Below are 3995 nucleotides of genomic sequence, written 5' to 3' on the forward strand. Positions count from 1 at the left end.
ATGGCTTCAAACTCTTCAAACTTTAAAGGTCTATTATCCATTGCTGCTGGTAATCGAAAACCATAATCTACCAAGTTTACCTTTCTAGATCTGTCACCACCATACATTGCATGTACTTGTGGAATCGTAACATGGCTTTCGTCAATAACCATTAAATAATCATCAGGAAAATAATCTAACAAACAAAAAGGCCTTGTTCCAGGATTTCTTCCATCTAAATAACGAGAATAGTTTTCAATTCCGCTACAATAACCCAATTCACGAATCATTTCTAAGTCAAATTCTGTACGCTCTTTTAAACGTTTTGCTTCTAAATGTTTACCAATTTCTTTGAAGTATTCGTATTGTTTCATTAAATCTTCCTGAATGGCGTGGATTGCATTTTGTAAGACATCAGGTGAAGTAACAAATAGGTTCGCTGGATAAATTGTGAGTTGTTCAAATTTTTCTACAACCTGATTGTTAGTAACATCAAAGCTCTCAATTTCTTCAATTTCATCACCAAAAAAGTGAATGCGATATGCATGTTCACCATATGATGGATAAACAGTTATGGTATCACCTTTTACTTTAAAAGTTCCACTACTAATTTCAGTTTCTGTTCTGGAATATAAACTCGTAACCAATAATTGTAAAAATTTTGTACGTGGTATTTCCTGATCAACTTCAATTGTAATAATATTTTTTTTGAACTCAACGGGATTTCCAATTCCATAAATACAAGAAACGGATGCCACAATAATAACATCGCGTCTTCCAGAAAGAAGGGCAGAAGAAGCGCTAATTCTTAGTTTTTCAATATCTTCATTAATGGATAAATCTTTTTCTATATATGTTCCAGTTGTTGGTAAAAAGGCTTCTGGTTGGTAATAATCGTAATACGAAACAAAATATTCCACCGAATTACTTGGAAAGAACTGTTTAAACTCTGAATATAATTGTGCAGCTAATGTTTTATTATGAGCCAAAACCAGCGTTGGTTTCTGAACTTTTTCAATTAAATTAGCAACTGTAAATGTTTTTCCAGAGCCGGTAACACCTAACAATGTCTGGAATTTTTCGTTAGATTCAATACCAGCTACAAGCTGTTTTATAGCTTCTGGTTGATCTCCAGTAGGTTTAAATTTAGATTCTAACTTTAGTCGCATTTTGCAAAAATACACTAATATTTTTAAAAGGTTGAAAAGTTTGAAAGTCGAAAGCCAGAAGTTAGACGTGAGAAGTACAGTAATAAATACTAGATACCAGACACTTAATATCTGATACCAAAAGCTACCTTCTAATTAAACTAAAATGTCCCTTTTTAACTCTAATATTTCCTTGTTTATCAGTAAGTTCTACGGAGTACCAGTAATCTGTAGATGGTAAATATTTGCCGTTTAAAGTTCCATCCCAACCTTTATCATTTGGATTTAAGGATGTAATTACTTTACCAAATCTGTCAAAAATATAGATGTTTGAGGTTGGATAAAAATCGTTATTCGCCCCTGGAATTCGCCAAGTGTCATTTATTCCATCATTATTTGGAGTAAAGAATTTTGGAAAACCTATAACCGAAACTTCTAGAACGGTAAACCCGCAGCCATTTTTATCTTTAACATATATTTTGTGAATTCCTGCAGGTACATTTTCAAAAAATGGTTCGCCTTGGTAATTTCCGTTAGAATTGTTTAGCGCAAATTCATAAGCCCCAATTCCTAAATTATCGGTATTTATTGTAATTGTATTGTTAGATGAATCGTCTTGAATAGTAATATCTTCTGAATACAAAACAGGTATGTTTGATTCCTTTACATTAAAAATACTAAAACCTTCACAAGCACTATTGTCACTCGTTATACTTGTATTATTTTCATAATTTCTTAATACTTTAACCTCGTACACCCCTTCTTTTTCAGCAAAATGAACGGGATTTGTAGCATTAATAATTGGCATATTATTAAAATACCATTGGTATTCATCACCTTTTATATTAGTGTTGCCATCGAGTTCTACAGTATAAATTTGTGGAGCATCTTCTATATTACCAATACATAAAATAATTTCTTTGTTCACATAATTTGGTAAAGGAATTTTATTTATTACCAGATTAAATTTTCCTGCAGAAATACAGTTATTATTATCTTTATTAGAGATTCTTACAAAAATTTCGCTATCAGGAAATGTTTTAGTTCCTGATATTGGATTGGTTTGAAGTTGAAGATTATTTAGACTTTCGTAAAATTCAACAACAATATCATAATTAGAAAAAATGTTTTTAATAGTGGCTCTTTTTACTTCAAAATCAAATGGAGCAACACTACTATCAATACTGTATTGTGTTCCATTACCTAGATCATTTTCGCAAATATAGTGTGATTCATAAATATCTAAACTGGTTGGGTAGGCATTTATTTCCATAGCACCAATTGAAAAACAGTTCGATTCTTTATCTGTAATTTTTAAAACAATATTTGGGTTTGAAGCTGAAATATATTCAGAAGGATTTGTAATTGGCTCATCATTTTCAAAGTCTTTTACTGAAGCAAAATATGTTACTTCTAAACCCGTATTATTAGTTGTAATTTCAGATAATTTAGTGTTTAAATTAAAAAGCGTAATTCCATCTAAACTATTTTGGTCAACATCACATTGATCGTAAATAATTTTTGGAGGAGAAGCTGGAGGGTCAAAAACGGCTATCTCAAATTTACCTTTATAAAGTATAGATTTGCCACAATCATCAACTAAATCTACTTCAAGATTGTACAAACCTGCATCCGATTTTTGAATATTTGAAATGGTTAGACTTTTTGTAGTTGTTATAATTGAATCTTTAAATTTCCAGTTAAAGACAGGGTTTCCAGATAAATTTTCAGTATTAAAAGTATAATCGTTACCTGAACATAAATTAATAGTCTGGTTAGTAATTATTTCATTAGTTTCTTGATTTTTAATTTCTATTAAATAGAAAATTGAAGCAATAAAGGGAGGTAACCCTTGAGTAGATCTTTTTGATCCCAAGTTTATTGCATTATGTTTATAGGTACTACCGTTTCCATCATTTTCAGGGTTTTCTATTACACTTAAAAATGGTATTCCTGTATTATAAGTGGAAGACATAGATCTATAAATTTTTTGATCTGGACCTAATTGTAATGCACTTCTAAATAGTTTTCTAGAATCTATTACGACCTTTGAATTATTAATTTGAGCGGTTGTATTTTTTGTAATATCGAACTGGTAAAGTGTTGAAGTATGGTTATCCGGATTGTTATATTCTGAATCAACTTCACTATAAAAATCGTTAGAACCAGTAACATAGAGCTTTTCTCCATTACCTGAAAATTCTGCACCATAAGGTGCATTATTTGGAGCTGTAAGGTTTAAAAATTGTTGATTAGAAACGATTCCTGTTTCATTATCAAAATCGTATAAAATAAAACGTTCGTCTCCCATATGGGCAATGGCTATTTTTCTTCCATCTGGAGAGATTTTTAAATAACCTCTTCTATCATTTGCAAAATAACCTACATCAGATGTTACAGGGCTTTCGGCAACTCCGGTTTTAGAAACTTTATAGGCTTTAAATTGATTCTGAACATAAGATAATACCCAAAAAGTTTCACATTCTTTACCGTTAATAGCAGCTACTTTTTCAGACCAAGATTCTGCTTTTCCTTCATTCAAATCAATAGGGCCAGCAACAACGTCTCCTAAACCTCCATTTTCAACCATATCAATTGTATAATAATAAAATCCATATTGACCTCCACTAACTCTTGCTCCAACCGTAAATAAATAATACTCTGTAGTACTTTTAGGTTTTGGAATAATCATAGCAGATTGCGTACTCGATGAATGCCCTTTCAAACCTATTCCATTTGTCATTGGGGTATGGTTTTTATTCCAAACAGTTGTACCATCAGAATAAAATAATAAATTTCCGTTTGCATCAGAAAAAGAAGAACAACCTTCACGAGTATTTATTTGACCATCAGAGATTGCTACTGGAG

At 31.2% G+C, this 3995-nt stretch carries 2 protein-coding genes; both read right to left on the reverse strand.

Annotated elements, in window-relative coordinates; genetic code table 11:
* A partial coding sequence (locus AB1Z17_RS05610) for a DEAD/DEAH box helicase family protein (protein ID WP_368050817.1) occupies positions 1 to 1148 on the reverse strand: 1148 nt, incomplete at its 3' end.
* Between the two features lie 124 nt (positions 1149 to 1272).
* Positions 1273 to 3995 (reverse strand): T9SS type B sorting domain-containing protein (locus AB1Z17_RS05615; protein ID WP_368050818.1); only part of this gene is annotated, 2723 nt, incomplete at its 5' end.

The sequence above is a fragment of the Lutibacter sp. genome, assembly GCF_040883305.1.
Classification (GTDB): Bacteria; Bacteroidota; Bacteroidia; order Flavobacteriales; family Flavobacteriaceae; genus Lutibacter.